Source organism: Paucihalobacter sp., from assembly GCF_036825875.1.
GTDB lineage: Bacteria > Bacteroidota > Bacteroidia > Flavobacteriales > Flavobacteriaceae > Paucihalobacter.
Window position 1 is genome coordinate 13,307 of the sequence record NZ_DAISXK010000016.1, and the last position, 22,648, is coordinate 35,954.

General features: G+C 34.2%; 23 protein-coding genes and 2 tRNA genes. 14 read left to right on the plus strand and 11 right to left on the minus strand.

Features of this window, described 5'->3' with window-relative positions; translation table 11 throughout:
- Nucleotides 1–15 precede the first annotated feature (15 nt).
- The gene (locus V7Z48_RS06460) at nucleotides 16–969 is read left to right on the plus strand and encodes a transketolase family protein (RefSeq protein ID WP_334112583.1); all 954 of its coding nucleotides are present in this window, start codon (nucleotides 16–18) and stop codon (nucleotides 967–969) included.
- A 98-nt stretch (nucleotides 970–1,067) separates the two neighbouring features.
- Nucleotides 1,068–1,655 (plus strand): porin family protein, encoded by a 588-nt coding sequence (locus V7Z48_RS06465; protein ID WP_334112584.1) that lies wholly within the window; start codon nucleotides 1,068–1,070, stop codon nucleotides 1,653–1,655.
- A 31-nt stretch (nucleotides 1,656–1,686) separates the two neighbouring features.
- Here the strand turns inward: V7Z48_RS06465 and V7Z48_RS06470 are convergent, their stop codons facing one another.
- Nucleotides 1,687–2,616 carry an FKBP-type peptidyl-prolyl cis-trans isomerase gene (locus tag V7Z48_RS06470; protein WP_334112585.1) on the minus strand — a complete coding sequence of 310 codons (930 nt, stop codon included), beginning with the start codon at nucleotides 2,614–2,616 and terminating at the stop codon, nucleotides 1,687–1,689.
- A gap of 134 nt (nucleotides 2,617–2,750) precedes the next feature.
- On the opposite strand from V7Z48_RS06470, the gene V7Z48_RS06475 reads away from it, so the two are divergent.
- Genes V7Z48_RS06475 through V7Z48_RS06485 form a run of 3 tightly spaced genes read left to right on the plus strand, consistent with a single transcriptional unit; the run spans nucleotide 2,751 to nucleotide 4,217 of the window.
- Entirely contained in the window at nucleotides 2,751–3,137 is a 387-nt protein-coding gene (locus tag V7Z48_RS06475; RefSeq protein ID WP_334112586.1) for an RNA-binding S4 domain-containing protein, read from the plus strand.
- On the plus strand, nucleotides 3,124–3,708 hold the full coding sequence (locus V7Z48_RS06480) for an SAM-dependent methyltransferase (RefSeq protein WP_334112587.1): 585 nt from the start codon (nucleotides 3,124–3,126) through the stop codon (nucleotides 3,706–3,708). The genes V7Z48_RS06475 and V7Z48_RS06480 overlap by 14 nt, the downstream gene beginning before the upstream one ends.
- Before the next feature lie 5 nt (nucleotides 3,709–3,713).
- Nucleotides 3,714–4,217, plus strand: a complete 504-nt coding sequence (locus tag V7Z48_RS06485; protein ID WP_334112588.1) for a phosphoribosyltransferase family protein — start codon at nucleotides 3,714–3,716, stop codon at nucleotides 4,215–4,217.
- On the opposite strand, the gene V7Z48_RS06490 is transcribed toward V7Z48_RS06485, so the two are convergent.
- A complete protein-coding gene (locus V7Z48_RS06490; protein ID WP_334112589.1) occupies nucleotides 4,209–4,724 on the minus strand; it encodes a shikimate kinase in 516 nt (171 codons plus the stop codon). The genes V7Z48_RS06485 and V7Z48_RS06490 overlap by 9 nt on opposite strands.
- A gap of 127 nt (nucleotides 4,725–4,851) precedes the next feature.
- On the opposite strand from V7Z48_RS06490, the gene V7Z48_RS06495 reads away from it, so the two are divergent.
- The 6 genes from V7Z48_RS06495 to V7Z48_RS06520 all read left to right on the plus strand — a co-directional run bounded on the left by V7Z48_RS06495 (nucleotide 4,852) and on the right by V7Z48_RS06520 (nucleotide 8,915).
- Nucleotides 4,852–4,924 (plus strand) — tRNA-Lys (locus V7Z48_RS06495).
- 54 nt (nucleotides 4,925–4,978) lie between these two features.
- Nucleotides 4,979–5,063, plus strand: a tRNA-Leu gene (locus V7Z48_RS06500).
- A gap of 94 nt (nucleotides 5,064–5,157) precedes the next feature.
- Nucleotides 5,158–6,054 carry a MerR family transcriptional regulator gene (locus tag V7Z48_RS06505; RefSeq protein WP_334112590.1) on the plus strand — a complete coding sequence of 299 codons (897 nt, stop codon included), beginning with the start codon at nucleotides 5,158–5,160 and terminating at the stop codon, nucleotides 6,052–6,054.
- Nucleotides 6,055–6,105: 51 nt separating this feature from the next.
- Nucleotides 6,106–7,572 (plus strand): phytoene desaturase family protein, encoded by a 1,467-nt coding sequence (locus V7Z48_RS06510; protein ID WP_334112591.1) that lies wholly within the window; start codon nucleotides 6,106–6,108, stop codon nucleotides 7,570–7,572.
- A 44-nt stretch (nucleotides 7,573–7,616) separates the two neighbouring features.
- Nucleotides 7,617–8,456: a phytoene/squalene synthase family protein gene (locus V7Z48_RS06515; RefSeq protein WP_334112592.1), complete on the plus strand. Its 840-nt coding sequence runs from the start codon at nucleotides 7,617–7,619 to the stop codon at nucleotides 8,454–8,456.
- 9 nt (nucleotides 8,457–8,465) lie between these two features.
- The gene (locus V7Z48_RS06520; protein ID WP_334112593.1) at nucleotides 8,466–8,915 is read left to right on the plus strand and encodes a beta-carotene hydroxylase; all 450 of its coding nucleotides are present in this window, start codon (nucleotides 8,466–8,468) and stop codon (nucleotides 8,913–8,915) included.
- Here the strand turns inward: V7Z48_RS06520 and V7Z48_RS06525 are convergent.
- The 6 genes from V7Z48_RS06525 to V7Z48_RS06550 form a co-directional block, all read right to left on the minus strand.
- Nucleotides 8,912–9,532, minus strand: a complete 621-nt coding sequence (locus V7Z48_RS06525; RefSeq protein ID WP_334112594.1) for a TlpA family protein disulfide reductase — start codon at nucleotides 9,530–9,532, stop codon at nucleotides 8,912–8,914. The two genes, V7Z48_RS06520 and V7Z48_RS06525, sit on opposite strands and share 4 nt — an antisense overlap.
- A gap of 84 nt (nucleotides 9,533–9,616) precedes the next feature.
- The gene (locus tag V7Z48_RS06530) at nucleotides 9,617–11,887 is read right to left on the minus strand and encodes an aconitate hydratase (RefSeq protein ID WP_334112595.1); all 2,271 of its coding nucleotides are present in this window, start codon (nucleotides 11,885–11,887) and stop codon (nucleotides 9,617–9,619) included.
- A gap of 268 nt (nucleotides 11,888–12,155) precedes the next feature.
- Complete coding sequence (locus tag V7Z48_RS06535; protein WP_334112596.1) at nucleotides 12,156–13,109, minus strand: AAA family ATPase; 954 nt, start codon at nucleotides 13,107–13,109, stop codon at nucleotides 12,156–12,158.
- Nucleotides 13,110–13,112: 3 nt separating this feature from the next.
- On the minus strand, nucleotides 13,113–14,561 hold the full coding sequence (locus tag V7Z48_RS06540) for a peptidylprolyl isomerase (RefSeq protein ID WP_334112597.1): 1,449 nt from the start codon (nucleotides 14,559–14,561) through the stop codon (nucleotides 13,113–13,115).
- Complete coding sequence (locus V7Z48_RS06545; RefSeq protein WP_334112598.1) at nucleotides 14,524–15,378, minus strand: peptidyl-prolyl cis-trans isomerase; 855 nt, start codon at nucleotides 15,376–15,378, stop codon at nucleotides 14,524–14,526. The genes V7Z48_RS06540 and V7Z48_RS06545 overlap by 38 nt, the downstream gene beginning before the upstream one ends.
- A 4-nt stretch (nucleotides 15,379–15,382) precedes the next feature.
- Entirely contained in the window at nucleotides 15,383–17,320 is a 1,938-nt protein-coding gene (locus V7Z48_RS06550; RefSeq protein WP_334112599.1) for a peptidylprolyl isomerase, read from the minus strand.
- 222 nt (nucleotides 17,321–17,542) lie between these two features.
- Here V7Z48_RS06550 and V7Z48_RS06555 point away from each other — a divergent pair, with 222 nt between their 5' ends.
- The 3 genes from V7Z48_RS06555 to V7Z48_RS06565 are packed head-to-tail and all read left to right on the plus strand — an operon-like array spanning nucleotide 17,543 to nucleotide 19,207.
- Nucleotides 17,543–18,463, plus strand: a complete 921-nt coding sequence (locus tag V7Z48_RS06555; RefSeq protein WP_334112600.1) for a T9SS type A sorting domain-containing protein — start codon at nucleotides 17,543–17,545, stop codon at nucleotides 18,461–18,463.
- A 56-nt stretch (nucleotides 18,464–18,519) separates the two neighbouring features.
- Nucleotides 18,520–18,975 carry an SRPBCC family protein gene (locus V7Z48_RS06560; RefSeq protein ID WP_334112601.1) on the plus strand — a complete coding sequence of 152 codons (456 nt, stop codon included), beginning with the start codon at nucleotides 18,520–18,522 and terminating at the stop codon, nucleotides 18,973–18,975.
- Nucleotides 18,968–19,207: a hypothetical protein gene (locus V7Z48_RS06565; RefSeq protein ID WP_334112602.1), complete on the plus strand. Its 240-nt coding sequence runs from the start codon at nucleotides 18,968–18,970 to the stop codon at nucleotides 19,205–19,207. Before V7Z48_RS06560 ends, V7Z48_RS06565 begins: the two co-directional genes overlap by 8 nt.
- On the opposite strand, the gene V7Z48_RS06570 is transcribed toward V7Z48_RS06565, so the two are convergent.
- The 3 genes from V7Z48_RS06570 to crtD are packed head-to-tail and all read right to left on the minus strand — an operon-like array spanning nucleotide 19,195 to nucleotide 22,468.
- Nucleotides 19,195–20,343, minus strand: a complete 1,149-nt coding sequence (locus tag V7Z48_RS06570) for a lycopene cyclase family protein (RefSeq protein WP_334112603.1) — start codon at nucleotides 20,341–20,343, stop codon at nucleotides 19,195–19,197. The genes V7Z48_RS06565 and V7Z48_RS06570 overlap by 13 nt on opposite strands.
- Nucleotides 20,344–20,979: a carotenoid biosynthesis protein gene (locus V7Z48_RS06575; protein WP_334112604.1), complete on the minus strand. Its 636-nt coding sequence runs from the start codon at nucleotides 20,977–20,979 to the stop codon at nucleotides 20,344–20,346.
- A 1-nt stretch (nucleotide 20,980) separates the two neighbouring features.
- On the minus strand, nucleotides 20,981–22,468 hold the full coding sequence (gene crtD, locus V7Z48_RS06580) for a 1-hydroxycarotenoid 3,4-desaturase CrtD (RefSeq protein WP_334112605.1): 1,488 nt from the start codon (nucleotides 22,466–22,468) through the stop codon (nucleotides 20,981–20,983).
- Nucleotides 22,469–22,648: the final 180 nt, after the last annotated feature.

A 22,648-nucleotide genomic window follows, 5' to 3' on the forward strand; every position in this document is an offset into this window, starting at 1 on the left:
TCGTGGGCATATAGAATGAAAACATACACAAATACAGGAAATAAAGACACACGTTCAGGCTTCGGCGCTGGCTTAACAGAATTAGGACAAACCAATGACAATGTGGTAGCACTTTGTGCCGACTTAATTGGCTCATTAAAAATGGACGACTTCAAAAAAAATCATCCGGAGCGTTTTTTTCAGGTTGGTATCGCGGAAGCCAATATGATTGGCATTGCCGCTGGTATGACCATTGGTGGAAAAATTCCGTTCACAGGAACCTTTGCTAATTTTTCTACAGGTAGAGTTTACGACCAGATTAGACAAAGTGTAGCCTATTCCAACAAAAATGTGAAAATTTGTGCTTCTCACGCAGGTGTTACTTTAGGTGAAGACGGCGCTACGCATCAAATATTAGAAGATATTGGTTTAATGAAAATGTTGCCAGGAATGGTCGTCATTAATCCATGTGATTACAATCAAACTAAAGCTGCTACCAAAGCAATTGCGGATTATGTCGGACCCGTATATTTAAGATTTGGTAGACCAAGTGTACCAAACTTTACACCTGAAAATCAAACTTTTGAAATTGGAAAAGCATTACATCTAATCGAAGGTACTGACCTTACAATTCTAGCCACAGGTCATTTGGTTTGGGAAGCATTAGAAGCCGCAAAAGCACTTGATGCGCAAGGTATTTCTGCTGAAGTAATAAATATTCATACCATCAAACCTTTAGATGATCAAGCCATTATCAATTCAGTGCGTAAAACAGGTTGTGTGGTAACTTGTGAAGAACACAACTTTTTGGGTGGTTTAGGCGAAAGTGTAGCTAGAGTTCTTAGCGAAAATATACCAACGCCTCAAGAGTTTGTTGCTACCAAGGATACTTTTGGCGAATCCGGAACACCTGCCCAGTTAATGGACAAATATGGCTTAAATAGTAATGCAATAATTTCAGCAGCTAAAAAGGTGATATCCAGAAAATAAGTAAAGGCAATCTGCGTTATATATGTTAAACTGACTTAACTGAATTTATTTTAAGGTAGGATAAATATTAATTAAGCTGTTAAATACAAAACATAAATATGAGCAGAATAATTTTTTCTTTAGGATTAATAATGATTAGTTGCATTACATTAAATGCACAGAACGAAGGTGGATTTGGTATTAAAGGTGGTTTAAATTACAGCGGTAATGGAGATTTCTTTAATTCAGTAAGTTCAAATTCGGAAGACCCTGGTAATAACATTGGTTATCACGTAGGTATTTTCGGAAAAATAGGCAACAAGCTATATTTAAGGCCTGAGTTGGTTTACACCAAGATTAAAAGCGATTACGATAGTGGTGATTTAGACATCACCAAATTAGACTTACCAATATTGGTTGGTGTAAAAGTGGTTGGCCCTTTGCACATTTTCGCTGGCCCTTCATTACAATATCTCTTAAATACTGAATTTGAAGGTATAAGTATAGACGACATAGAAAATGACTTTTCTATTGGTTTCAACTTCGGAATTGGTTTAAGTTTTAATTCTTTCGGAATTGACTTACGCTACGAAAGAGGTTTTAATGAAAACGAAGGAACTTTTCTTGATAATAATTTAGGAATTGGTGGCAGAATAGATACGCGACCAGAACAACTTATACTCAGTTTATCCGTAAATTTACTTTAATAAAAAAAGCCACTCGAAAGTGGCTTTTTTTTTAGGAATTTTCAGGATATGTTGGATCTAAATAATCTGGTGTTTCATTACCGTTAGAATCTGGAAACACAATTGTACCGTCGGGATTGATAATGATTTCATCACGGGTTGGCACGCCGTCTCCATCATCATCAGGATCTAAATAATTTGGGATGCGGTCACCGTCTGTATCATCGTTAAATAAATTGAAATCTCCATCTAAATCTTCCATATACGAAGGAATACCATCGTTATCGTGGTCTAATACTTCGGTTTGGTATAATTCAAACTTAAAAATAAGATTGGAATAAACAGGAACTCCGAAAGGCGGTGTTGCAAAATAGGCCAATCCAGAAGGGATAAACATTACGCCAACTCCATAATCGAAGTATTGCACCGTGCCATCACCATTTATTGTGAATGAAGAAGCCACGTTGAACTTAGGCATAACTCTATTCCATCCTGGAACTACGTTTGTTAAATCGAAAACAACAGGGCTTGCAGAGCTATCAAAGACTGTTGCATTTTGTAAATTTCCAGAATAACGTACCCTTACATTATCTGAAAAATTAGGACGCGCTTCTCCTCCACCTTGATTTAAACTGAGTATATAATAAGTGTATTCTATGTCCCTAAAAGTAGTTGTGAATGCATCGACATTGCCCATTAACATTCTATTATTATCAGGATCAGGTAGCGCAAGGTAGTTGCCATCTTCATCTTTTGGCAATTCTGAAATGACAATATCATCAATCGTTAAATCTCCTTCGCCTTGTAAATCGCCCCAATTGTAATAATGCGTTTCAAAGTACCCTATTAAGGAGTCATTATCCGTCAATTGTTGCTCGGAACGGTCACGTTCTGGAACAGGAACAAAATCAGGATCATCAGGAGAACATCCTATTCCAATTACTAATATAGCAAGTGCTAAGACGGTAAATATTCTTTTCATTTTGTTCATTTTATACTGTTAGGCTAATGTTTTAGACAGAAACAGTGTCAATATTGCTTATTTTTGAGGGTGCAAGATACAATTTTATAATATTTTTGTATCATAAGATTAACGTAGTTTTTTATCTATTTTATATGCGTGTTGATAAATTTTTGTGGTGTGTTAGATATTTTAAAACAAGAAGTATCGCGACGGAAGCCGTGAAAAAAGGTCATGTTAAAATTAATGGTCAGGTGGTTAAACCCAGTAGAGAAGTTTATCCGCTTGATGAAATTGAGTTGAGAAAAGATCAGATCAATTATAAACTAAAGATTAACGATCTGCCAGAAAGCAGATTAGGTGCAAAGTTAGTAGATATTTATCGCACCGATATCACCCCAAAAGAATCATTTGAAGCTTTAGAATTATTAAAATATTCAAAAGATTACTACCGCAAAAAAGGCACGGGACGTCCAACCAAAAAAGACCGCAGAGACATTGAAGACTATAAAGAAGAAGACAAAGACGATGCAAAACTTTAACTCGCATTACTGGAACGAGCGCTACTCAAAAAATGAAACGGGATGGGATTTGGGTGTGATATCAACACCTCTTAAATCTTATATTGATCAGATTGAAAATAAAAGTTTGAGAATTTTAATTCTAGGTGCTGGGAACAGTTACGAAGCAGAATATCTTTGGTGTTTAGGATTCAAAAATATTTCTATTATAGATTTAGCGTCTAAACCTCTTGTGGAATTTAGAAACCGCTTGCCTGAATTTCCTTTTGAGCAAACTATTTTAGGTAATTTTTTTGATCTAAATGAAGCCTACGATTTGATTCTTGAACAAACTTTTTTTTGTGCTTTGTCTCCATCACAAAGAACTTTGTATGTTACCAAGTGTTCAGAATTACTTAATGTAAAAGGAAAACTTGCAGGTGTTTTATTCAATTTCGAATTGACCGAAATAGGACCACCATTTGGAGGAAGTGAAAGCGAATACCAAAGACTTTTTAGTTCGTACTTTGATTTAAAGACATTAGAGGTATGTTATAATTCAGAACCCTCAAGAAAAAACAAAGAACTCTTTTTTATATTTGAAAAAAAATAATTGATATGGGCAAAAGCAAACAAATAATATTGACACATGAGGCCATTGTTCACAAAATAAAACGCATTGCTTATCAAATTTACGAAGATAATGTTAACGAAAAAGATTTAATTTTAGCTGGTATTGAAGGCAATGGCTTATTACTTGCTGAAGAACTTAAAATAGTAATTGAAGAAATTTCTGGTATTAAGGTGCATCTTTGCCATGTTCAAATTGATAAAAAAAATCCTAGAAATCAAATAAAAACTTGTTTGCCAGAGGAATCGTACACAAATAAATCATTGGTATTAGTAGATGATGTGTTAAATTCTGGAAGCACACTTATTTATGGTATCAAGCATTTTTTAAATGTTCCCTTAAATCAATTTAAAACCGTTGTTTTGGTAAATAGAAATCATAAAAAATATCCGGTAAAAGCAGATTTTAAAGGAATTTCACTTTCAACCTCTATCAATGAGCATGTTGAAGTAGTACTAAATAAAGGGCAATTTGAGGCTTATTTAGTTTAGTATTTCTATGATATCAAGTGCTATTTGCTCTACACTTTTGCCATCAACTACAATTTTATGATGGGCTTGTTGATAGTAATAATTCCGCTCAAATAAATGTTTGCGAATAAAATCATTTAATCCGCTTTCGTTATTTAAATGATTTATTAAAGGTCTGGTTGAAATTTCTGAAGCCAAACGACCCGTGAGTGTATCCACTGAAGCCTTTAAATAAATAACCACATTGATAGATTCAATTAGTTTCTTCATATTATCACCATAGCAAGGTGTCCCACCGCCTAAGGAAACAACTGTTCTTTGAAGACCTAAAACTTCCTTAAGAAACAACTGTTCTTGAGTTCTGAAAAATAGCTCTCCTTTAGTTTTAAAAATATCAGAAATGGTTAAACCCAGCTGCTCTTCAATGTAATTATCAAGATCTAAATATTCAAATTTAAGTTTTCGGGCCAAATTTTTTCCGACAATCGACTTTCCAGAACCCATATATCCAACTAAAAAAACACTCATATTCACGTTCTTAAATATTCATAAATTTATGCTCAAAAATACTTGAAAAAAAACGAACAATTAATCAGGAAAAAACATTTGTATTATAAATTAATCGTTTTATATTTGCACCCTCGAAAGAGGAACCGACCTGGTAGCTCAGTTGGTAGAGCATCTCCCTTTTAAGGAGAGGGTCCTGGGTTCGAGCCCCAGCCAGGTCACTTAAAGTTAAGCGTTTGCTTAGCTTTTTTTTTATCTTTACTTCAGTTTTTATTGCGCACGTGGCGGAATTGGTAGACGCGTTAGGTTGAGGGCCTAATGACCGCTTAGGTTGTGGAAGTTCGAGTCTTCTCGTGCGCACTAATATCCTTTTATAAATTATTTATAAAATTTGTTAAACAAGTCCGTTATTGTTGAAAATAATGTAATTTTGTTTAACTTTTTTAATTCAACAATGAACAACGTTAAGAGTAAATTTAGCATAAAAGATCTAGAAAATCTAACGGGTATCAAAGCCCACACCATTCGCATTTGGGAAAAAAGATATAACTTACTGTCTCCCAGCAGAACAGATACCAATATTAGGTTTTACGAGCTTGCCGATTTTCAAAAATTACTTAACGTTAGCTACCTTAATAACAACGGTTATAAAATATCTAAAATTGCTACTTTAGATGAGAAAAAAATACCTGAATTGGTTAGACAAATTGCTGCAAAAAGTAATTTAGATAGTCATGCCATCAATTCGTTTAAATTGTCAATGCTTAATTTTGACCAAGTTTTGTTTTACAAAACTTACGAACGCTTAGAAAAAGAAAAATCATTTCGTGACATTTTTTTCACCATATTTATCCCGCTACTTACAGAACTCGGTTTACTTTGGCAAACTGATACCATCACACCTGCGCATGAACATTTTTTAACGTCCTTAATTCGTCAGAAAATATTAATTAATACCGAAAATATTCAGTCAAATTCCGAAACAAGTACCAGAACTTTCGTTTGTTATCTACCAGATAACGAAGTACATGAACTTGGTTTGATGTACATCAATTATGAAATTGTAGCTCACGGTCATCATTCAATATTTCTAGGTCAAAGTGTGCCGTTGGACAGCTTGGTTGACATTGTAAATTATTATGACGATGTAACCTTTGTGTCATACTTCACAGTTAAGCCCGAAAAAGAAGAAATTCACCAATATATAGAAGATGTGAAGAACAAATTACTGATTCACAATCATGTTAATTTTTATGTTTTAGGAAAGATGCTGACGGCATTAGATCTCGAAAAGCTTCCAAAAAACATCATAGCCTTTATGTCCATTGACCAACTAGTTAAAGATTTGTAAAAGTTTGATACACCTAATATTTTGTTCAACTTTTTGTTATTTTTGTTAGACATGAAAACATCAATAGCAATTATAGGTTCTGGTTTTTCGTCGTTATCTGCGGCATGTTATTTGGCTCAGCAAAACTTCGATGTTACCATATTTGAAAAAAACAGCACTACAGGTGGACGCGCCAGACAATTAATTAAAGATGGATTCACCTTCGATATTGGTCCAAGCTGGTATTGGATGCCTGATATTTTTGAAAAATTTTTCAACGACTTTGGTAAGTCCGTTAGTGACTATTATGTGCTTGACAAATTGAAGCCTGCCTACAAAATATTTTTCCATGACGAAATTATTACTATCGGAGATTGTATGGATAGTATTTGTAAAGAATTTGAACGTATAGAACCGGGAAGCTCAAAACCTTTAAGGGCGTTTATTTCAAAAGCCCAAGATAATTACAATATTGCAATAAATAAAATAGTTTTAAGACCTGGATTATCACCGTTAGAATTGGTAACTCCCGAAACAATCACGCGTGTAGACCAGTTTTTCAAAACGATCAGTTCTGAAGTTCGCAAAAATTTTAAAAACCCAAAACTAATTTCAACTTTAGAGTTTCCTGTTCTATTTTTAGGTGCAAAACCTAGCAACACACCCTCTTTTTATAGTTTTATGAATTTTGCTGATTTTGGACTAGGCACTTGGCATCCTAGAGGTGGCATGTACGAAATCATTAAAGCGATGACTAGCTTAGCAACCGAATTAGGAGTTAATATTAATACAAATAGCAATGTTGAAAAAATTGAGGTTGAAAGTGGTACAGCAAAAGCGATAAGAATAAATGGTGAAAGTTTAAATTTTGACGTTGTTTTAAGCGGCGCAGACTACCATCACTCTGAGACATTATTAGATTTAGAATACCGTCAATACTCTGAAGCATATTGGCAGAAGAAAACCTTCGCTCCATCCTCATTATTATTTTATGTTGGCTTTGATAAAAAGTTGCAAAACATAGAACATCATAATCTATTTTTTGATACCGATTTTGAACAGCATGCTGAGGAAATTTATGACAGTCCTAAATGGCCAGAAAATCCTCTTTTCTACGCAAATTTTCCATCTGTAACAGATAAAAGTATGGCACCTATAGATTGCGAAACAGGTTTTTTCCTTATCCCAATTGCGCCAAATCTCGACGATAATGAAAAGCTAAGGCAACAATATTTTGACATTATTATTAACAGATTTGAAAAACTTACAGCCCAAAATGTTAGAGGAAGTATTATATTTAAGGAATCATTCTGTGTTAATGATTTTATTGAACAATACAATTCCTACAAAGGAAATGCTTATGGCATGGCGAACACCTTGCTTCAAACGGCATTTTTAAGACCAAAATTAAAAAGTAAAAAGGTAGGTAATTTGTTTTTTACGGGGCAACTTACGGTTCCAGGACCAGGTGTACCACCATCGTTAATATCAGGGAAGTTAGTTTCAGAGTTGATAACAAAACAATTTAAACTAAATTAAAAAATTATATTGCTGCTAAAAGAAAAGATTTTAAGTCACAACTAATGAAAACACTATTCGATTCGGTTTCAAGACAATGTAGTAAGTTGGTCACCCAATCTTACAGCACGTCATTTTCTATGGCCACTAAGATGTTGTCTGAAACAATCAGGCAGGATATTTACAATATCTACGGCTTTGTAAGGTTTGCCGATGAAATAGTTGATACGTTTCACGACTTTGATAAAGAAATTTTATTTCAACGTTTTTCAGAGGATCTGGAATATGCCCTTGAGTATAAAATAAGCTTGAACCCTATTTTGAATTCATTTCAAGAAACATATCATAAATACAATATTGATAAACACCTTGTGGATGCTTTTATGAAAAGTATGCGTTTAGATTTACACAAACAAACATACCTAACTGAAGAAGAATACAGGGCATATATTTATGGTTCTGCCGACGTTGTAGGCTTGATGTGTTTAAAAGTTTTTGTAAAAGGTGATAATCAAAAATACGACGAATTGAAAGATGCCGCTATGAGTTTAGGCTCCGCTTTTCAAAAGGTTAACTTCTTGAGAGATTTAAAAGCAGATTTTGAAGATTTAAGCAGAACGTATTTTCCAAATACCGACCTTAATCATTTAGATGAGGCCGCAAAATCACTCATAATAAAAGATATTGAAGCAGATTTTGAAAAAGGTTTAGCTGGCATCAAAAATCTTCCTTTAGACGCGAAATTCGGTGTTTTTATGGCATATAGATATTACAGCAAACTGTTAGAAAAGCTTAAAAACACACCAGCTTTGGAAATTAAATCTACCCGAATTAGAGTTCCAAACTATAAAAAGGTTGAACTTCTTACTAGGAGTTATGTAAAATATCAATTAAATTTAATGTAAAATTGCAACATGCAAACAGTACTTTGGATAGTCATCTTTTTTAGCACGTTTTTAATAATGGAATTTAATGCGTGGTTTACTCATAAATATATTATGCATGGGTTTTTATGGACTTTACACCGAGACCACCATCACAAAGATCACAAAAGCTGGTTTGAACGTAACGATGCTTTTTTTATTTTTTATGCCGTTGTTAGTATGAGCTGTTGGTATTTTTGGTCTACCTATAGTTTGTGGTATTTCTTGCCCATTGGAATAGGTATCATGGCTTACGGTTTAGCTTATTTTATTGTTCATGATGTCTTTATTCACCAACGTTTTAAATGGCTTAGAAATATTGATAATGCCTATGCACGTGGCGTAAGACGTGCACATAAAATTCATCACAAACATTTGGGAAAAAACAAAGGTGAAAATTTCGGCATGCTGATTGTTCCTTTTAAATATTTCAAAAACTAATCTGAAATTAACTTTTCAAGTTCCTCTTTAAAATTGTCACTAAACCAATTAGCGGCACCAGTTTTATTAACCACTACTCTACCCTTTTTATCTATTACAAAAGTTCTTGGAATTGAAGTTACGTCAAATTCTGAAGGCAAATCAGTTACTGAATGATACACTGGGAAGTTATAATCGTTTTTCTCCTTGAATTTTAATAGAGTTTCGTTAGCTTCATCTGAAATATAAAGCAAAATTACTTTATCATCATAAGCCTCATACAGTTTGTTTAAACTTGGCATTTCAGCTATACATGGCGGGCACCAAGTCGCCCAAAAATTAACCAAGACTACCTTGTTTTTTGCATCGTTAAAATCAAATTGTTCGCCCCGATCATTTATTAATTGCCAATTATAGCTCTCTAAAACAACAGAATTTTTTGCAGATTTTACTGATGGACCAAACGCACCAACCACTTTGTGTAAGGCAATTTGAATTGGCATTCTAGTTTGTGGTACAATTAGTAATACTATTACAATTAAAAATATAATATTGCTAAGTCGTAATTTTTTCTTTTCTGGATTGTCTTTTACATTCATACCTTTGGGTTCTATAATTTCTTTAGACGCAATTTTCAATTTTAATATACACTTTACATAAAAAAAGCCCTTAACTGTAATTAAGAGCTTTTAGACATTTTTATTTAAATGCTTTTAAACTAACTATGCGTTATTTTGCCTTTTAATTAAATTTAAAGCCGATCCTTCCTTATACCAAGCAATTTGAGCTTCATTATAAGTATGATTTGTTACAATAATCTCCTTACTTCCATCCTTGTGCACCACTTCAATGGTAAGAGGTTTGTTTGGAGCAAATTTGTTTAAATCTAAAAAGTTGAAAGTATCATCTTCTTGAATTAATTCATAATCGCTTTCCTTCGCAAAGGTTAAACCCAACATACCTTGTTTTTTAAGATTAGTTTCGTGAATACGCGCGAAAGATTTTACCAATACAGCCGCGACACCTAAATGTCTTGGTTGCATAGCAGCATGCTCTCTTGAAGAACCTTCACCATAATTATGATCACCCACAACGATGGTTTTTATACCCGCTTTTTTGTATTCGCGCTGTACATCAGGAACACCACCATATTCGCCGGTAAGTTGGTTTTTTACAAAATTAGTTTGCTTATTATATGCGTTAACAGCACCAATTAAAGTGTTATTTGCAATATTATCTAAATGACCACGATAGCGTAACCAAGGGCCAGCCATAGAAATATGGTCGGTTGTACATTTTCCGAAAGCTTTTATCAATAATTTAGCACCTGTAATGGTATCTCCAAGTGGTAAAAAAGGCTCTAATAATTGCAGTCTTTCTGATTCTGTAGATACTTTAACAACTACGTCGCTTCCGTCTTCTTTCGGTGCTAAATAACCATTGTCTTTAACTTCGAAACCTTTTGGAGGTAATTCCCATCCAGTCGGCTCGTCTAACATTACTTCTTGACCGTCTTCGTTTATTAATTTATCCGTCATCGGATTAAAATCTAAACGCCCTGCAATGGCAATAGCAGCTGTAATTTCAGGAGAAGCTACAAATGCGTGCGTGTTTGGATTTCCATCAGCACGCTTGGCAAAATTTCTGTTGAAAGAGTGCACAATACTATTTTTTGGAGCATTTTTAGGATCGCTGTAGCGCGCCCATTGACCAATACAGGGTCCGCAAGCATTGGTGAAAATTGTAGCACCTAATTTTTCAAAAACTTGAAGAATCCCATCGCGATCGGCGGTGTATCTTACTTGTTCTGAACCTGGATTGATGCCAAATTCAGCTTTAGTTTTTAAGCCTTTATCTAATGCTTGTTGCGCAATTGAAGCCGCACGCGATAAATCTTCATAAGAAGAATTGGTACAAGAACCAATTAACCCCCATTCTACTTGCATTGGCCATTTGTTCGCTGTTGCTTTCTCTGTCATTGATTTACCAACCGTTGTGGATAAATCTGGGGTAAATGGTCCGTTTAATAAAGGTCCTAACTCTGATAAATTAATATCAATAACCTGATCAAAATATGCTTCTGGGTTTGCGTACACCTCAGGATCTGCTGTTAAATATTCTTTTACTTTATTAGCAGCGTCAGCAACATCTTCACGATCAGTTGCACGTAAATAACGCTCCATCGATTCGTCATATCCGAAGGTTGAAGTTGTAGCACCTATTTCGGCACCCATATTACAAATAGTACCTTTTCCAGTACAAGACATAGATGTAGCACCTGTACCAAAATATTCAACAATAGCTCCCGTTCCACCTTTAACGGTGAGAATCTCAGCCACTTTAAGAATTACATCTTTTGGGGCAGTCCATCCTGATAATTTTCCCGTTAATCTTACACCTATTAATTTTGGAAACTTCAGTTCCCAAGCCATTCCCGCCATTACATCTACAGCATCTGCACCACCAACCCCAATAGCAACCATACCAAGTCCACCAGCATTTACTGTATGAGAATCGGTACCTATCATCATTCCGCCAGGGAATGCATAATTTTCTAACACAACCTGATGAATGATACCTGCACCTGGTTTCCAAAAACCAATACCATACTTATTTGATACAGACTCTAAGAAATTAAATACCTCACTACTTACACTGTTGGCATGTTTTAAATCGGTTACTGCACCATCCTTAGCTTGAATTAAGTGATCACAATGTACAGTTGTTGGTACTGCAACTTTATCTTTTCCAGCTTGCATAAATTGCAATAACGCCATTTGCGCTGTAGCATCTTGACAAGCGATACGGTCTGGAGCAAAATCTACATAATCCTTTCCTCTTGTAAATGCCTTGTCGGTTACCCCATCCCAAAGATGTGAGTATAAAATTTTCTCTGAAAGTGTTAATGGTTTACCAACCACATTACGTGCTTTATCTACGCGTTCTGCAATTTGGCTATAAACCTCTTTTATCATGTCGATATCAAATGCCATATATTATAAGTTAGAGTTATTTTTTTAGTGTTGCAAAGGTACGAAATCCAAAATAAAATTTAAAATATGTAACGAAAACTAAATTTCATTGCATTATATTCAAATAATTATAGCTTATTGAAGTTAAATTAATGTATTTCGCATTTTTTAGGGTGTATATTTTTTAAATTGTCAAAATAAGGTGGTCAAGATTTTTCATTGTTACTACTTGTTAAGCAGTATATATGTTCAAAAAATCAATTTAATTAAGACTTTAATTTTGATATAACTAAAACAAGCTTTCGATTATATGTTCATCTGAAATACCTTCGGCTTCGGCTTTGTAATTTTTAATAATCCTATGTCTTAACACACTTTTAGCGATGGCTTGAATATTTTCAATATCAGGCGAAAATTTACCATTAATCGCTGCATGCGTTTTAGCCGCCAATATCAAATTTTGAGAAGCTCTTGGTCCGGCACCCCAATCAACGTATTCTTTTATAAGTTCAGTTTTATTCTTAGAATCAGGCCTTGTTTTACTTACCATTCTTACGGCATATTCTATAACGTTATCAGCGACAGGAATACGACGTATCACATTTTGAAAATCTATAATTTCTTGAGCATTAAAAAGTGGATTTACCTGAGCTTGAACATCGGTTGTAGTTGATTTAACCACTTGTACTTCTTCCTCAAAGGTTGGATATTCTAAATTAATGGCAAACATAAATCTGTCCAATTGTGCTTCAGGTAGAGGATATGTTCCTTCTTGTTCAATTGGGTTTTGAGTTGCCAGTACAAAATACGGATGGTCTAACTGATATCGATGCCCAGATACAGTAACTGAGCGCTCTTGCATTGCCTCAAGTAGTGCCGCTTGGGTTTTTGGAGGTGTTCTGTTAATTTCATCCGCCAAAATAATATTAGCAAAAATAGGTCCTTTGATAAATTTAAAGTGTCTGTTTTCGTCCAAAATTTCGCTCCCCAAAATATCACTAGGCATTAGATCTGGCGTAAACTGAATGCGTTTAAAGTTTAAACCTAAGGCATGCGAAATCGTATTTACCATTAAGGTTTTTGCCAAGCCTGGAACACCAATAAGTAAAGCATGACCTCCTGAAAAAATTGCAATTAATATTTGATCTACAACCTCTTCCTGACCAATGATTATCTTTGAAATTTCCTTTTTTAGCTCGTTATATTTTTTTACAAATTGTTCAATTATGACAACGTCAGACATAAATTATTTATTTTTTAACCAATTTCCAGTATAGTCACATTTTCTATGATCACCGTTAATTTTGATATAAGTATCAGTTATTTTTTCATCTTGCCATTTAGCTATTGCGTCTAATTGTTTTTCTTGAAGCGCTAAACGTTTGATTTTTAGGTAGTCTTTTGAGAAATCGGCATCATGTTCATCAATTCTATTGGTCACCATTAAAATTTTAAACTTGATTTCGTTTATTCTGTCTTCGTCTTGTAATACAGGACTCACCTCGTCATCTTTTAAGTTTTGAATTTCGGTATACATTTGTGTATCCATTTTAGTCAACTCAAAATTAAAATCCTGTGTCATTGGATTGATTAACTTTCCGCCTTCGAATTTGGTTTCGGTCTCATCGCTATATTCTAGCGCCGCTTCTGCGAAAGTTAGTTCCCCACTAATAATGCGTTGGCGCGCAGTTTCAATTTTGTCTTTAGCTGCCTTTATGGCGTCGGGCGTTAATTTTGGACGCAATAAGATATGTCTAACATCAATTTCTTGACCACGTTCTTTTTCCTTAAAAATAATGTGGTAACCAAAATCTGTTTTAAAAGGTTCAGAAATTTCTCCCTCTTGCAAGGAAAATGCAACGTCTCTAAACTCTTTGACCATTTGTGGACGCTTTCGATTCAGAATATACTTTCCTCCTGATCTTTTTGAAGCAACGTCATCCGTGTACAAAACTACCTTAGAAGTAAAACTAGCGCCGTTATCTTCAACGTCGGCCTTAAATTGTTTTAATTGATTAATGGCTTTTTCTACTTCTTCGTCAGTTACTTTAGGTATCACAACAATTTGAGCTACATGTAATTCTGTTCCAAATCGCGGTCTTTCATCTTTAGGGATATCATTGAAAAACTGTCGAACCTCTTCAGGTGTAACTTCAATATCGTCAACAATTTTACGTTGCATATCAACTGAAAGCTTCATGTTTTTATTAATTTCAACCATTTCTTCGCGAAGTTCAGCTTCGGATGATTTATTGTAAAATTTTAAAAGTTCATCGATGGTTCCACCAGATTGTGCCAAAAAACTCTCGATTTGCTGATCAACACCAGAGCGAATTTCTAACTCATTTATCATGATACTATCTTGAATGGCGTGGTGTGCGTAAAGTTTATCCTCCATAAGTTTGCCAAAAAGTTCACATCTGGTAAAATCTTTAACAGAACCTCCAGCAGCTCTAATTTGAGCGTATTCCTTATCAATATCAGAATCGAGTAAAATAAAATCTCCAATAACGGCAGCCACACCGTCAATTTTTTGTTTAGATGTGTTTCTTACAGTATCAACTAATACCTCCTTCACTTTATCTTCAATAATTTCCTGCGCAGTTAACGAAGTAAATCCTACGAAACACAAGGTAAAAGCAAAAAGTATTTGTTTTTTAATTGAAGACTTCAAATTGTTTGTTTCTGTTTGCATCTTTAATGATATCATTTTCGAGTTGCTTGATGAGTTCAAGCTTTCTTTTATTAATAACTATTTGATTGACCGTTGGTTGAACGTATTCTAATGGTGCATAATCATTTGGAGCTAAAACATCATTAATCTGCATCAAATATAGGTTTAATGAATCTTTGAGTTGCACGAAATTAGATTTTTTTAACAGTTCGTTTTTGTTGTTTATATTCACAACTGGTATTTTCTCAATGGCTTGACTAAAACGAATCCAAACTGAATCATTAAGCGAGTAAGCATTGAACTGAACTGCTACAGAGTCTAAATAGCGACGATCTTCCAAATTGAAAGTTTTAAACCGTTTGGTTACCTCATTTAAGTTGAGCGCGTTTTTGGGTATTTTAATGTATCTGAATTTTAGTAAATCTTCATTTAGCTTGAATGATTCTTTATTTTGCTCGTATACTTCTTGTGATTCTGATTCGCTTACAGTTTCATCAATATTTTGCCTTACCAAGGCTTCAATATATGCTTTTGTGTATAAATCATTTTTATATTGAGCGACTAGTTTATTGAATTCTTCTTGTTTTTTATCCGGTAAATTTCGTTCCGCACCGGTTTGCAACAAAATTTGCAGTGCCCATTTGTTGATATAGTTTGAAACCATTACCAAACTATCATCTTGTGAGATACCCTCAGGTATTACACCTTGCAAATCCTTTTGATACAAATAGCTTTCATTAACTCTGGCAATGGCTTCACCCGGTGATGCAGGTTTGAAAAACTGACACGAGGTAAAAACTGCTAAGAAAACTGACAGTATGAAAATGTTATATTTCAAAAAATTATTTTAATTGTGATTTTACCTTTTTCAGCATCTTATCGTTTACCGTGACCTTAAAACGCGAGCGAAGTTCTTCAATCCATTGGTTTTCAATTTGATTTTGGTAATCATTAACCACTTTACCCCTAGCCTCTTCAAAGGTTTTCGCAGTTGCTGGCAAAATATCATTGATTAAAAATACATGATAAGCATCGTTGTGATTGTAGATTTTTGAAATGCCTTTGGTGATTTTTAAATCCGATGGTAGTTTTTCATGGTCTGTAGTGTAAACCCCTTTTGTAAGAATTACCTTTTGCTGATTGTTATTGTTCAATTTGGTATTAATATCATCAACAGAAATGCTATCATCAAGCATTTTTAAAACGAGCTCAACGTCATTTTTATTAGCTGAAGTTGCTATTACCACGTCTAATCTATCATCCCAGTTGTAGTCTGATTTATGGTTTCGGTAATAATTGAGTAAGCCAACAGAATCTTTCATGGCTTTGTTCCAAACTTCCTTTTCCATTAAATCAAATAGTAACAATCCATCTCTGTACTCATTTAAAATGCTCGCAAATTCAGGATTTGTGAATTCTAAATTATCTTCATGATACTTTAATATACTATTATCTCTAAAATTGTTGTATTCTGTCTCAATCAAATAATTATAATCAGTTGTTTTACCGAAATAATTTTTTTGGTTTGTTTCAAGATGTTGTGCAAAGTCTTTTGAAGTATAGTTGATACTATCAATTTGAAACATCACATTATCTGCAATAGTTTCGGGAACGCGCCATGTTCTTGCAAAAAAATCGGGCGTTAAAATAGTTTCAAAATAGCTTAATTTTTTAGATTTTTCTTTTATGGCGTATTTAGATTTTAGTTTATTAACCAAAGCCTTATTGATTAATTTTGAACGAGAATCGCGTTGCACACGGCTTTGCAATTCAGGTTTTAATTCTTCATATGATTGCAGTGGTTTTTTGTCAATTAACCTAACAATGTGCCATCCGTATTGCGTTTTAAAAGGTTTTGATACCTCGTTTTTTTGCTGAAGTGAAAATGCCACGTCTTCAAATTCTATCGCACTTAACTGTCCGCCTTTAAACGGCGCCAGAGCACCACCTTTGTTAGACGAACTTTTATCGTCGGAAAATTGTTTAGCCAAGGCTTCAAACGATTCACCTTGGTTTAATTTTTTATATATTTCATTAATTCTAACTTCTGGATCTACGGAATTATCTGTTTGATTTAAAGAAACCATAATATGAGCCACCGTTACTTCACCTCTAGAAGCACGCTTATCCTTAACATTTACAATATGATAACCAAACTGCGTTCGGAACGGTTGAGAAACTTCACCAACCTTTGTGTTGTAGGCTACGGATTCAAATTCGTACACCATTTTAAAAGCAGAAAAATAACCCAACTGTTCTCCGTAAATGGTTTGACCGTCGTGCACCAAAGCTCGCACGTTTTCGAATCCTTCGGTTAAAGCTCTTTCTCTAAAGGTTTTTATTTTATTGTAGGCTAAAGTTGTATCTCTTTCCGATGGGTCTATTCGCACTAAAATATGCGAAGCGTCAATATCAAAAGCTGTTCTGTCGTAAGCTTCTCTTACCAATTCATCGGTAACCTCAGCATCTGAGCTATAATTTTTTAGTAATTGCTTTTTATAAGACTCAAATTCTCTTTTATAGGAAGCGTCTTCATCCAATTTTAAGCGCTTGGCTTCTTTTAATTTGAGCTGATAATTTATGTAAAGTTGTAAGTAATTATCAATATCCTTCTGACTTTCATCCTTGACCAAATCTAAATTTTTGTTATAAACTCTCTTGAATTCAGAAATGGTAATTGGTGTATTTTCAACAGAGAAAAGAACTTCATCGTTGTTTATTTGAGCGTTGCCGACAACTGAGATAAACAACCAAATTACAATACAGATTTTTTTAAACATAACAATACAAGTTTTTATAAACGCAAAAATAACATAATTACACTTTAGCACAACAATTGAAGATCCCGATTCATTGTTTGATTTACGAACCTCTAAATTCTAAATTTATTGTGTTCAAGCTAATTTGCGAACTAAACTTATAAACACGAAAACGTTTTCGTATCTTTGAAATATTGGAAAAACGCAGTATTTAATTATATTTATATTCTAAAAATACTTTTTATGATGAAAAAACTACTTATTCTACTAATATTATTAACACTTATATCCGTCGGAGCCAGAGCACAAACCAATTACAATGGCAACGGTAACGGTGGATTTGGCGAACCAGTTGGTGGTAGTAATATGACAATTTCCGACGACGGTGATATTGTAACAATTTCCTTTAATAAAGGAATTGGTGATTTTAATAACGAAATGGTGATTTATATCGACAGCCGAGCCGGAGGATTTGCTTCTACAGCTAATTTTGCCGATCCCGATGCTGGCGATAAACTTAGACGAGCCATAACTGGTGCTGGTATTTTTGATGGCGGCACACGATCAGTTGTTAACTTTCCTTCTGGATTTGAACCTGATTTTGCTATTGCGGTTAATACTTCTTTCGGCGGATTATGGGAATTAGTTGATAATGCTGCCTTTCCATTTATTACCGGAGTAGGTAATCCTGCAAATACAACAGACGCTAATTTCATAATGTCTTTTAATAAAACCGATCTTGGCATCGGTGCTGGAGACAATATTACATTTAATTTTGTAGTTACTTATATGGATGCTTTTGGTGGTAATGGCGTTTTTAGATCGGATGAAGGTTATGGCGCTGGACTTCCATTAGGAAACCCAGGAACTGATGATGTAACGTTTAGTTCTTTTGAAATTTATGATTCTACCTTAAGCTTTGTCGAAAATACTTTTGATAACATAAAAACAAGTATTCGCGACAACATTTTAGTAGTTGCAGGTTTAAATGGAAATGCCTCTATTGAATTGTATAATCTGTTAGGTCAAAATGTGCTTCAGGTTAAAAATGTTACCATTAGTAACAGTGCGAGTTTCAATTTAGGAAATGTAAGTAAAGGAATTTATCTTGCTCGTGTGTCTTTTGAAGGCCAAGTAAAAACCTTTAAACTGATAAATAGATGATTTTTTAATACATATTTAGATAAAAGCACCTTAAATTTGGGTGCTTTTTTATTTAAATGAACTACAGCACGGAAATATTAATCGATTTACCAAGAGCCGAAGTACTTAAAATGTTGACCAGCGTTGACAATTTAAAACATTGGCAGACAGGCTTTATTTCTGCCGAACATCTCTCTGGTGAACTAGGAAAATTTGGTGCAAAAATGAAGCTTCAATACAAGTTTGGAAGTCGCACCATGGTAATGCTAGAAACCATCACGAAAAAAGATTTACCTTTCGAAATTCATTACAGCTATTCAACCGTGGGAATGCATAACGTTCAGCGAAATATTTTTCAAGAAAATGCACGTGGCGTAACTAAATGGATTTCTAAAAATGAGTTTATTCCAACTTCATTTAAAATGCGTTTTTTCTTGTGGTTAATGCCAAATATATTCAAAAAACAAAGTTTAAAATACATGATCGATTTTAAAAATTTTGCCGAACAAAACATATCATTGGCCAATGCGTAAACTAAAATTAATTTGGGATTTTCGAGGTCCCGATGCTAAACAAATTGCGCTTCATCACCTTGTTCACCTTAAAGAATATGTTGCGATAAATAACCTAGACATTAATATTTTTGAAACAGAATCCATAAACGACATGCATTGGATAGCCTTCCTTGTTGTTGATGAAGCAAACATGAAACCAATAAGGGACGCACTTAAGCCACATCGCGGGCAGGTTTATCAAACACCATAAATCATTCGTTTCAACAAAGCTTTTACAAAACGTATAGGCGGCACAGCCGTAACGATTCGTAAATCTTCCGCAAAAGTGGATTCTTCATCTAAGAATTTAAAAATGGTTTGAATTTTAGTTTTTCTGAAGAGACTTGAAAATAACTTTGGCCCGTCTTCATTGTACTTTGCCAATACATCTAGAAGCAGTAAATCATAAAACCAAAATTTTGTTAGTTTTGTAAACTTCCGTAAATCATTTTCGGATTTCAAAAATTCAGTTAATTGTTTTGTTTTTTTGGTGGTATTCATGAAAGTATAACCGGTGCTGGCTTTAGTCCAACCACCAGAAGTGCCAATATTTAAAACATGACGGGTATTTTGTTTATGAAACTTATAGGAAGTCATAGGTATCGCACCACGCTCAGATTCTTCGATGGTGTAATTTTTAATGCCTTTTTTGTTTAAATAATCAATTATCGCATTTTCGTAGGCATCATTTGTCAATAATTTTTCAGAAAATAATGTGTACTCAAACAATGCCTCAGTTTTTGAAGTTGGTAATACATACATAAACGCGGTATTCCCGTTTTGAGGAATTTCAAAATCCATAAACGTTGCGATGTCATCATCAAATGCTTCGCTATCTGTTTTAATAAACCAACCAATAAAATGTTGTTGTAAAATCGGATATTTTTTTTGATTTAAATAGTCTCGGTTTAAAACAATACTATTAAGTATTTTTGCTCCAGTAAAAGTGCCTTTATCTGTAATGACTTCAGCTTGATTATCGTGTTCGACAATAGAATTGACACTCGCTTTCAAGAATTTTATATGCTCCTTCTTATCTATAATCTTCCATAGTGCTTGATAAAATTTGGCACTTCTTATCATTTTATAGTGGTAGGGATCTGCATCAATAACTTGTGAATAATCATCACTTCCGAAGTAAATTTTTGGCCAAATTTTATGTAAAAGGTGATCCCATTCGCCCGTACCATCTTCCCAAAAACACCACGTACGATTGTTAGTGATGTTTTTCTCTTTATCAAGAATTAAAATAGACTTATCGTCAAAAAAAGTATCTTGCGCCATCCTGTATGCCAACATAAGTCCAGAAGCGCCGGCGCCTGTAATGATATAATCGTATTGTTCCATTTAAATAAATAAGAAGGCACCAAAAAATACCACTATTGATACATAAATGTGCCAAGAGAGATTTGCATTGGTTTTTACCTTAAAATGCTGATAGGCCAAATGCGCTACAAATGCCGTTGCCAACCAACCTATATAATTTTGTAATGGCACGATGCCATTTTCAAATTCCCAGAAATCAAATTTAGGCGCCGAAACTTCGATAATTAAGTCCAAACCAGTCATTAAAATAGACCCAACCAATGCCGAAACCCAAATATTTTTAAAAAAATATTTTGCAATATCTGCAGTAATCGCCGTTAATACTGCCCAATTTATGCAAATTAATAATGGAACACCTACAACTTTAAACCCTAAATTTTCACCATAGGCATAATTGCCATAAACCAATCCATAATTAACACCCAGCGCTTCAGTCACAAAACCTAGGAAAAAAGGTATGAACAGCGCTAGTAAAACTTTGGGGCTAAACTCCTCAATATTTATAACAAGAACAATAAAGGTAAGTAAAAGATTGACGTATGTAAGCGATAAGAACCAATCAGAATTGTCTGAGTTGATACCAATAATTCCCGAAATGGTAAACAACCAAATCAAAAAAATACCAATCCAAAGCTTATATTTTGGTTGCCAACTCATATTAACTAGCTTTTTCAATAAGTTCAGAAACAATTTTTCCGGAAAGCAAACACAGCGGAATCCCACCACCAGGATGTACACTTCCACCGCAAAAATAAAGATTGTTTATATTACTTTTGAAATTAGGGTGACGTAAAAATGCTGCAAATTTATTGTTTGAAGAAGCTCCATAAAGCGCTCCTTGATAGCTTTGTGTATTGGCTTCTATGGATCTAGGGTCTAAAATAGATTCGTACACTATAAGTGGTTCAATATCTTGTTTTAATAGTTTACTCACTTTTTTAATAACATTCTCTCTAGTTCGTGAGATAATTTCGTCCCAGTCTTGACCGGTATTGCTGGGTACATTAACCATCGTAAACCAATTTTCACATCCGTTTGGCGCATCAGTTGGCTCTTCTTTGGAAGTGATATTGACGTACACCGTTGGATCCAGATGGACGTTATTGCCTTTAAAAATAGTGTCAAATTCAGTTTTATAATTTTCTGAAAAGAAGATGTTATGTAAATCCAATTGCGGGAACTCTTGAGAAATTCCCCAGTAAAATATCAATGCCGAACTACTTCGAGGCTGCGAAAGAATTTTTTCAGGAGCCTTGTGTTTGGGCAATAACTTTCTGTAGGTTGGTACCACATCGGCATTGGAAACGACAGTGTCAAAAGGTAAAAATACATTATTTACCTTAATACCGTCTACCTGATTGTTTGCTGCTATAATTTCCTCGACTTTACTATTAAAGTAAAATTGTACACCAAGATCTTTTGCTAACTCAAACAGACTTAAAGTTATCTGATGCATACCACCTTTTGGGAAATAGGTACCAAAATATTGCTCTAAATGTGGAATCATAGACATAATTCCCGGTGTTTGGTAAGGATTTGAACCATTATAGGTGGCAAACCGATTAAAAAACTGAACAAGTTTATCGCTGTTTAGAACTTTGCTATTATAATCTGCCAAGGTTGTATTAATATCTAAACTGGAAATATTGAAAATTGCTTTTAATGTGTCTTGGCTGAAATAGGTTAAAAATTTATGCAATGATTTTCCCAAGAACAAACTTGCGGTAAGATCGTACTTTTTCTTGCTTCTATTAAGGTAATCTATTAAGCTCTGTTCGTCAACATCAAATACTTTTGAAGCCGATTTGGCAAATTTTGCAATGTCAGCCTCCGCTGAAAAAGTTGTACCATCTTCAAAAAAGTAATTACAGATAGTATCTTTGCGCTTATAACTAAAATAAGAATGCATGGGTTTATTGGCCAGCGCAAATAACTCCTCTATATATTGAGGCATGGTGAACAAGGACGGACCCATGTCAAATCGGTAGCCATCTGCAGTAAACGCCGTAAGTTTTCCTCCAGGATATGAATTAGCTTCATAAACTGATACCTTATTTCCTGAAGCTTGCAAACGTATGGCAGTTGCCAGACCTGCAATTCCTGCACCGACAATAGCAATGTTTTGTGTAGCGTTTTTCGATTTCATTAGCATTAACGAATATACTTTTTTTACTTATAAAATTGATGCCTAATTTTATTAAAAATTTCGTAAAAAACTGAAATGGTATCACCGATTTAAATGTAACAATACTAACCCTCAATTTTAGTTATATATTTAAAAAACAGCATTTAATAACTAATTCTTATATTCATTTTTAACTTGTAT

Excerpts from the sequence above, each read along its gene's own strand:
- V7Z48_RS06485 (WP_334112588.1), top strand. The coding sequence starts at position 3,714 with ATGGGCAAAAGCAAACAAATAATATTGACACATGAGGCCATTGTTCAC.
- V7Z48_RS06540 (WP_334112597.1), bottom strand. The coding sequence starts at position 14,561 with ATGCAAACAGAAACAAACAATTTGAAGTCTTCAATTAAAAAACAAATA.
- V7Z48_RS06465 (WP_334112584.1), top strand. The coding sequence starts at position 1,068 with ATGAGCAGAATAATTTTTTCTTTAGGATTAATAATGATTAGTTGCATT.
- V7Z48_RS06490 (WP_334112589.1), bottom strand. The coding sequence starts at position 4,724 with ATGAGTGTTTTTTTAGTTGGATATATGGGTTCTGGAAAGTCGATTGTC.
- V7Z48_RS06510 (WP_334112591.1), top strand. The coding sequence starts at position 6,106 with ATGAAAACATCAATAGCAATTATAGGTTCTGGTTTTTCGTCGTTATCT.
- V7Z48_RS06560 (WP_334112601.1), top strand. The coding sequence starts at position 18,520 with ATGAACTACAGCACGGAAATATTAATCGATTTACCAAGAGCCGAAGTA.
- V7Z48_RS06470 (WP_334112585.1), bottom strand. The coding sequence starts at position 2,616 with ATGAAAAGAATATTTACCGTCTTAGCACTTGCTATATTAGTAATTGGA.
- V7Z48_RS06570 (WP_334112603.1), bottom strand. The coding sequence starts at position 20,343 with ATGGAACAATACGATTATATCATTACAGGCGCCGGCGCTTCTGGACTT.
- V7Z48_RS06520 (WP_334112593.1), top strand. The coding sequence starts at position 8,466 with ATGCAAACAGTACTTTGGATAGTCATCTTTTTTAGCACGTTTTTAATA.
- V7Z48_RS06505 (WP_334112590.1), top strand. The coding sequence starts at position 5,158 with ATGAACAACGTTAAGAGTAAATTTAGCATAAAAGATCTAGAAAATCTA.
- V7Z48_RS06480 (WP_334112587.1), top strand. The coding sequence starts at position 3,124 with ATGCAAAACTTTAACTCGCATTACTGGAACGAGCGCTACTCAAAAAAT.
- V7Z48_RS06550 (WP_334112599.1), bottom strand. The coding sequence starts at position 17,320 with ATGTTTAAAAAAATCTGTATTGTAATTTGGTTGTTTATCTCAGTTGTC.
- V7Z48_RS06460 (WP_334112583.1), top strand. The coding sequence starts at position 16 with ATGAAAACATACACAAATACAGGAAATAAAGACACACGTTCAGGCTTC.
- V7Z48_RS06575 (WP_334112604.1), bottom strand. The coding sequence starts at position 20,979 with ATGAGTTGGCAACCAAAATATAAGCTTTGGATTGGTATTTTTTTGATT.
- V7Z48_RS06565 (WP_334112602.1), top strand. The coding sequence starts at position 18,968 with ATGCGTAAACTAAAATTAATTTGGGATTTTCGAGGTCCCGATGCTAAA.
- crtD (WP_334112605.1), bottom strand. The coding sequence starts at position 22,468 with ATGAAATCGAAAAACGCTACACAAAACATTGCTATTGTCGGTGCAGGA.
- V7Z48_RS06530 (WP_334112595.1), bottom strand. The coding sequence starts at position 11,887 with ATGGCATTTGATATCGACATGATAAAAGAGGTTTATAGCCAAATTGCA.
- V7Z48_RS06475 (WP_334112586.1), top strand. The coding sequence starts at position 2,751 with ATGCGTGTTGATAAATTTTTGTGGTGTGTTAGATATTTTAAAACAAGA.
- V7Z48_RS06555 (WP_334112600.1), top strand. The coding sequence starts at position 17,543 with ATGATGAAAAAACTACTTATTCTACTAATATTATTAACACTTATATCC.
- V7Z48_RS06515 (WP_334112592.1), top strand. The coding sequence starts at position 7,617 with ATGAAAACACTATTCGATTCGGTTTCAAGACAATGTAGTAAGTTGGTC.
- V7Z48_RS06535 (WP_334112596.1), bottom strand. The coding sequence starts at position 13,109 with ATGTCTGACGTTGTCATAATTGAACAATTTGTAAAAAAATATAACGAG.